The sequence below is a fragment of the Collimonas fungivorans genome (assembly GCF_028292705.1).
Classification (GTDB): Bacteria; Pseudomonadota; Gammaproteobacteria; order Burkholderiales; family Burkholderiaceae_D; genus Collimonas; species Collimonas fungivorans_B.
Genome location: NZ_JAQGLV010000024.1, coordinates 1 through 5,566, shown reverse-complemented (window position 1 = coordinate 5,566; position 5,566 = coordinate 1). Strand labels below are relative to the sequence as shown.

The window sequence follows — 5,566 nt, the reverse complement described above, 5'->3', positions numbered from 1 at the left end:
GGCATGGTGATATTCCTTCTGTATGTTCAAACAAAGCCGGCCGCGGTGGTGTGCGGCCGTCGAGCTATGCGCATTTTAGCGGACAAGAAACCCGAGGTGTCGGTCTTGCCGCGCTATTTTCTTGCTGGCCTGCCTGTCTCCTGGCGTCCGGCGGCCTGCTGGCCGTAGTTACTTGCCGCAGTTACTTGCGCTTATAATCCCGGTGCTATGACTATCTCCCAGCTTCCGCTCCAATTCGATTTTTCGCTGCGCCGGCACAATACCTTCGGTATCGACGCCAGCGCGCATGCCTATCTGCCGGTTACCTCGCTGGCTATCCTGCAGACACTCAGGTCGGACGCCGATACGTCGCGCTTGCCGCGCCTGGTGCTGGGCGGCGGCAGCAACCTGGTGCTGACCCAGGATTTCCCGGGGCTGGTGTTGCATATGTGTAATCGCGGACGGGAAATCATCGGCGAAGACGACGACGCCATTTATGTGCGCGCCGCCGCCGGCGAGAATTGGCATGAGCTGGTGCTGTGGACCTTGGAACAGGGGCTGGCCGGGCTGGAAAACCTGTCCCTGATCCCCGGCAGCGTCGGCGCTGCACCTATCCAGAATATCGGCGCTTACGGTATCGAGCTGCAACAGCGCTTCCATGGGTTGACCGCCATCGATATGGAGAGCGGTGAAATCCTGTCTCTGGACCGCAGCGCCTGCGCCTTTGCCTATCGCGACAGCGTGTTCAAGCACAGCCTGCGCGACCGGGCGGTGGTGTTGGACGTTACTTTTGCCTTGCCCAAGCGTTGGCAGCCCGACCTGCGCTATGCCGATGTGGCGCAGGAGCTGGACGCGCGTAAGCTGGCGCAGCCGAGCGCGCGCGATATCAGCGATGCGGTGATCGCCATCCGCACCCGCAAATTGCCGGATCCGGCGCTGATCGGCAATGCCGGCAGTTTTTTCAAGAATCCTATTGTAACGGCGGCGCAACGCGCAGCCTTGCTGGCGCAACATCCGCAATTGGTGAATTATCAACAAGCGGACGGCAGTTTCAAGCTCGCTGCGGGCTGGCTGATCGATCAGTGCGGCTGGAAGGGGAAGAGCCTGGGCGCAGCCGGCGTCTATGAAAAACAGGCGCTGGTGCTGGTCAACCGCGGCGGCGCCAGCGGCCAGGATGTGGTGCGCCTGGCGCAGGCGGTGCAAGCCGATGTCATGGCGAGATTTGGGGTGGGACTGGAGCCGGAACCTATTTTTATTTGAGGCGCAAGCAATTTGTATCCTAATGTGTCATTATTAGGTCACATAACGGAATTAATCTCTGTTATGCCTCATATCCAACACTCCCTAAGGTAATGGATTTAACCCGCCATGCAACAGCATCGCGGGTTTTTTTTGTCCATTTTTTTATCCGGCTTAGGCGTAATGGCAGACGTAGTTCACGGTTTCCAGCGTTTCGATATCAAAACTCGAATTGGCCGGTATCTCAAAACTCTCGCCGCCGCCGTAGGTAGTCCAGGCCTGGTCTTTCTGGCGCACACGGCAGCTGCCGCTGGTGATATCCATGATTTCGGCGACGCCGGTGCTGAAAGTCAGCGACGAGGGCAGGATCACGCCCAGCGTCTTCCTGCTGCCATCGGCGAAAACCACGGTATGGGAAACGCATTTGCCGTCGAAATAGACATTGCCTTGCTTGAGGACCGTGACATTGTCGAACTGAGTAGTCATGTTGGGTTCTTTTTGGTTGGCGTGGGCTTAGTCTGCGTCTTTGTCGAGCAGCGGCAGCGATACGGCGTTGCTCGATGCCAGCAGGCCGGTGCTTTGATAGATCGCCAGCTTCTGGCGGGTATCGCTGATATCGAGGTTGCGCATGGTTAGCTGGCCGATACGGTCTTGCGGCGAGAAGGCGCCTGCGCCTTTTTCCATGGTCAGGCGTTCCGGATGATAGGTCAGGTTGGCCGACTCGGTGTTGAGGATCGAATAATCGTTGCCGCGGCGCAGTTCGATCGTCACTTCGCCGGTGATGGCGCGCGCTACCCAGCGTTGCGCCGACTCGCGCAGCATGATCGCCTGCGAATCGAACCAGCGGCCTTGATACAGCAGGCGGCCCAGGCGGCGGCCGCTTTCGCGGTATTGCTCGATGGTGTCTTCGTTATGGATACCGGTGACCAGCCGCTCGTAGGCGATGAACAGCAGGGCCAGGCCCGGCGCTTCATAGATGCCGCGGCTCTTGGCTTCGATGATGCGGTTTTCGATCTGGTCGCTCATGCCGAGGCCGTGGCGTCCGCCGATGCGGTTGGCTTCCATCATCAGCTCGACCTGGCTGGCAAACGCGACGCCGTTCAGGGCGACCGGACGGCCTTCTTCAAAGCGCACGGTGACCGTTTCGCGCTTGACTTCGACATCGTCGCGCCAGAAGGCGACGCCCATGATCGGTTCGACAATCTGCATGCCGGAGTTCAGGTATTCCAGGTCTTTCGCTTCGTGCGTGGCGCCGAGCATGTTGGAATCGGTCGAGTAGGCTTTTTCCACCGACATCTTGTAATCGAAACCCGACTTGATCATGAATTCCGACATTTCCTTGCGGCCGCCCAGTTCGTCGATGAACGTGTCGTCGAGCCAGGGTTTGTAGATGCGCAGCTTGGGATTGACCAGCAGGCCGTAGCGGTAGAAACGCTCGATATCGTTGCCCTTGAAGGTGCTTCCGTCGCCCCAGATATCGACCTTGTCTTCGCGCATCGCAGCCACCAGCATGGTGCCGGTGACAGCGCGTCCGAGCGGGGTGGTGTTGAAATAGGTGACGCCTGCGGTAGAGATGTGGAAAGCGCCGCTTTGCAATGCCGCGATGCCTTCCGCCACCAGCTGTTCGCGGCAATCGACCAGGCGCGCCAGTTCAGCGCCGTAGGCCTTGGCTTTTTTAGGGATGGCGTCGTAGTCCGGCTCGTCGGGCTGGCCCAGGTTGGCGGTATAGGCGTACGGAATGGCGCCTTTCTGGCGCATCCAGTGCAGCGCGGCGCTGGTATCGAGGCCGCCTGAAAAGGCGATGCCGACTTTTTCGTTAACTGGAACGGATTGCAGGATATTGGACATGATATTTCGTGTGAGTTGTTGTGACTGGGGTTGTACTGTTTTTACAAGCGTACAAGAAGCGGCTGTTTTGTACTTTCTGTACTATTAATCGACTTTTCCGAGCACCAGATATTCCAGCAAAGCCTTTTGCACATGCAAACGATTTTCGGCTTCGTCCCAGACCACCGATTGCGGGCCGTCGATCACTTCGGCCGCAACTTCCTCGCCGCGATGCGCCGGCAGGCAGTGCATGAACAAGGCGTCCGGCTGGGCGCGCTGCATCTTGGCCTGGTCGACGATCCAGCCGTCGAAGGCTTTCAGGCGCGCTGCGTTTTCGTCTTCATAACCCATGCTGGTCCAGACGTCGGTGGTGACCAGGTCGACCCCTTCGCAGGCGTCGGACGGGTTGGCGAAGAAGGTGTAGCGTTGGTTATCTGCGGCTACCTGGCTCGGGTCGATATCGTAGCCCTTGGGGGTAGAGACATTGACGTGGAAACCGAATACCTGGGCCGCTTGCAGCCAGGAATACAGCATGTTGTTGGCGTCGCCGATCCAGGCCACTTTCTTGCCGGCGATGGAACCGCGGTGTTCGATGTAGGTGAAGACATCGGCCAGCACCTGGCAGGGATGCTGCTCGTTGGTCAGGCCGTTGATCACCGGCACCCGCGAATGGGTGGCGAAGCGCTCGATGATGTCCTGGCCGAAAGTACGGATCATGATGACGTCGCACATGCGCGACATTACCTGCGCCGCATCTTCCACCGGTTCGCCGCGGCCCAATTGACTGTCGCGCGTGTTGAGGTAGATGGCGGCGCCGCCCAGCTGGTGCATGCCGGCTTCAAACGAGAGGCGGGTGCGGGTCGAGTTTTTCTCGAACACCATCACCAGCGTGCGGTCGAGCAGCGTGTAGTGCGGTTCGTAATTCTTGAATTTGCGTTTGATGAGACGGCTACGTTCAATCACGTACTCGTATTCGTCCAGCGAAAAATCAGAAAACTGCAGGTAATGTTTGATTGCCATAAATGAAAACGGCGGCCGCTGTGGCGACTGCCGCCGATAGTTGGAATTCCATTTTTAAAACAACTACTGTAGTGCCGTCCACGCGTATCCAGCGTACCTGAACAGAGTGCCCGAGATTGGCTTAGAAATGAAATAAGTGCTTCAATTATAAGGGATTTCAGTAGAAAAGATACCCATCAAAAGATGGTATTTTTGACAATCAATACAGCTTTTGCGACGATTCATGCAGCAACTGCACGTACAGCTGGTGGCGCATGGGCGCTATCTTGTTTTCCTTGACGGCTTCCAGCACGGCGCAGCTCGGTTCGGTCAGGTGGTGGCAATTGTAAAACTTGCATTTGCCGAGGTAGGGCGAGAATTCGACGAAAGCGCGCTCCAGCATGCCTTCGCTCAGCTGGTACAGGCCGAATTCCTGGAAGCCCGGCGAATCGATGATGTTGGCCGGATGGCCGTCCAGGCTGGTATCGGCCGCATCCATTTCATACAGGCGGGTGAAGGTTGTGGTGTGCTTGCCGGTGTCGAGGGCGGCGGAAATCTCGCGCACGGCGATGTCGGCGTCCGGCACGATCAGGTTGATCAGCGACGACTTGCCCATGCCGGACTGGCCGATCAGGATGGTCGACTGGCCCGCCAGCAGCGGCGCCAGTATGGCGCAGGTTTGCTCCGGGAAAGCGCGCGCCGATACTTCATGCACCGGATAACCAAGGGCCGCATACATTTGCAGCCGTTGCCGGGTTTTCTCCAGCGCCTCGACGATATCGGTCTTGTTCAGCACGATGTGGGCGGTGACGCCGGCGGCTTCCGCCGCCACCAGCGCGCGTGAAATCAGGTCGTCGGCAAAACCGGGCTCGGTCGCCACCACGATGAACAGCTGGGTGACATTGGCGGCCAGCAGCTTGGATTTGTACTGGTCGGAGCGATACAGCAGGCTGCGGCGCTCATCGATGGCTTCGATCACGCCCTGGTTAGGCGAGGTCAGCTTCAGCTGCACGCGGTCGCCGACAGCGACATCGCTTTTCTTGCCGCGGGTGACGCATTGCAGTTTCAGCGATTTGCCTTCTATGGTTCCTTGCACCAGGTAGTGCCGGCCGTGGGCGGCGATCACCAGGCCGCTGCCGGCTTGGTTGCTGTGCTGCTTGCGGTCCTGCTTATTGTGCTCAGCCATGGGCGGCCGATAGCTTGTTGGCCAACTTGTTGATGCGCACAGAAGCCGGCGGATGCGAATCGTAAAAGGCCGAGTGCAGCGGATCCGGCGTCAGGGTCGAGGCATTGTCTTCATACAGCTTGACCAGCGCCGCCACCAGGTCGTTGGCGTCGGTGTATTTGGCGGCAAAGGCATCGGCTTCGAATTCGTGCTTGCGCGAGCTGATCGAGGACAGCGGCGACAGCAGGAAAGTGAAGATCGGCAGCGCCAGCATGAACAGGATCAGCGCCATCGCATCGTTGTTGCTGAGGTCGGCCAGCAGCAGCGGATTGACGCCGAGGCCGGTGTAGAACCACA

6 protein-coding genes are annotated in these 5,566 nt (G+C 58.7%); 1 reads left to right on the top strand and 5 read right to left on the bottom strand.

All coding sequences use genetic code 11. The annotated features are described in order from the left end of the window. Positions 1–207 precede the first annotated feature (207 nt). On the top strand, positions 208–1,239 hold the full coding sequence (gene murB, locus JWQ61_RS00965) for a UDP-N-acetylmuramate dehydrogenase (RefSeq protein WP_304358862.1): 1,032 nt from the start codon (positions 208–210) through the stop codon (positions 1,237–1,239). A 153-nt stretch (positions 1,240–1,392) separates the two neighbouring features. On the opposite strand, the gene JWQ61_RS00960 is transcribed toward murB, so the two are convergent. The 5 genes from JWQ61_RS00960 to JWQ61_RS00940 form a co-directional block, all read right to left on the bottom strand. After that, entirely contained in the window at positions 1,393–1,704 is a 312-nt protein-coding gene (locus tag JWQ61_RS00960; RefSeq protein WP_304358861.1) for a pyrimidine/purine nucleoside phosphorylase, read from the bottom strand. 27 nt (positions 1,705–1,731) lie between these two features. Next, positions 1,732–3,066: an argininosuccinate synthase gene (gene argG, locus JWQ61_RS00955; RefSeq protein ID WP_304358860.1), complete on the bottom strand. Its 1,335-nt coding sequence runs from the start codon at positions 3,064–3,066 to the stop codon at positions 1,732–1,734. An 84-nt stretch (positions 3,067–3,150) separates the two neighbouring features. Next, the gene (gene argF, locus JWQ61_RS00950) at positions 3,151–4,065 is read right to left on the bottom strand and encodes an ornithine carbamoyltransferase (RefSeq protein WP_304358859.1); all 915 of its coding nucleotides are present in this window, start codon (positions 4,063–4,065) and stop codon (positions 3,151–3,153) included. Between the two features lie 199 nt (positions 4,066–4,264). Next, on the bottom strand, positions 4,265–5,230 hold the full coding sequence (gene rsgA / locus JWQ61_RS00945; protein WP_304358858.1) for a ribosome small subunit-dependent GTPase A: 966 nt from the start codon (positions 5,228–5,230) through the stop codon (positions 4,265–4,267). Continuing rightward, positions 5,223–5,566 (bottom strand): M48 family metalloprotease (locus JWQ61_RS00940; protein ID WP_304358857.1); only part of this gene is annotated, 344 nt, incomplete at its 5' end. The genes JWQ61_RS00940 and rsgA, both read right to left, overlap by 8 nt.

Bases quoted from the DNA above. Each gene is read 5' to 3' on its own strand.
- argG (WP_304358860.1), bottom strand. From the start codon at position 3,066: ATGTCCAATATCCTGCAATCCGTTCCAGTTAACGAAAAAGTCGGCATC.
- rsgA (WP_304358858.1), bottom strand. From the start codon at position 5,230: ATGGCTGAGCACAATAAGCAGGACCGCAAGCAGCACAGCAACCAAGCC.
- JWQ61_RS00960 (WP_304358861.1), bottom strand. From the start codon at position 1,704: ATGACTACTCAGTTCGACAATGTCACGGTCCTCAAGCAAGGCAATGTC.
- argF (WP_304358859.1), bottom strand. From the start codon at position 4,065: ATGGCAATCAAACATTACCTGCAGTTTTCTGATTTTTCGCTGGACGAA.
- murB (WP_304358862.1), top strand. From the start codon at position 208: ATGACTATCTCCCAGCTTCCGCTCCAATTCGATTTTTCGCTGCGCCGG.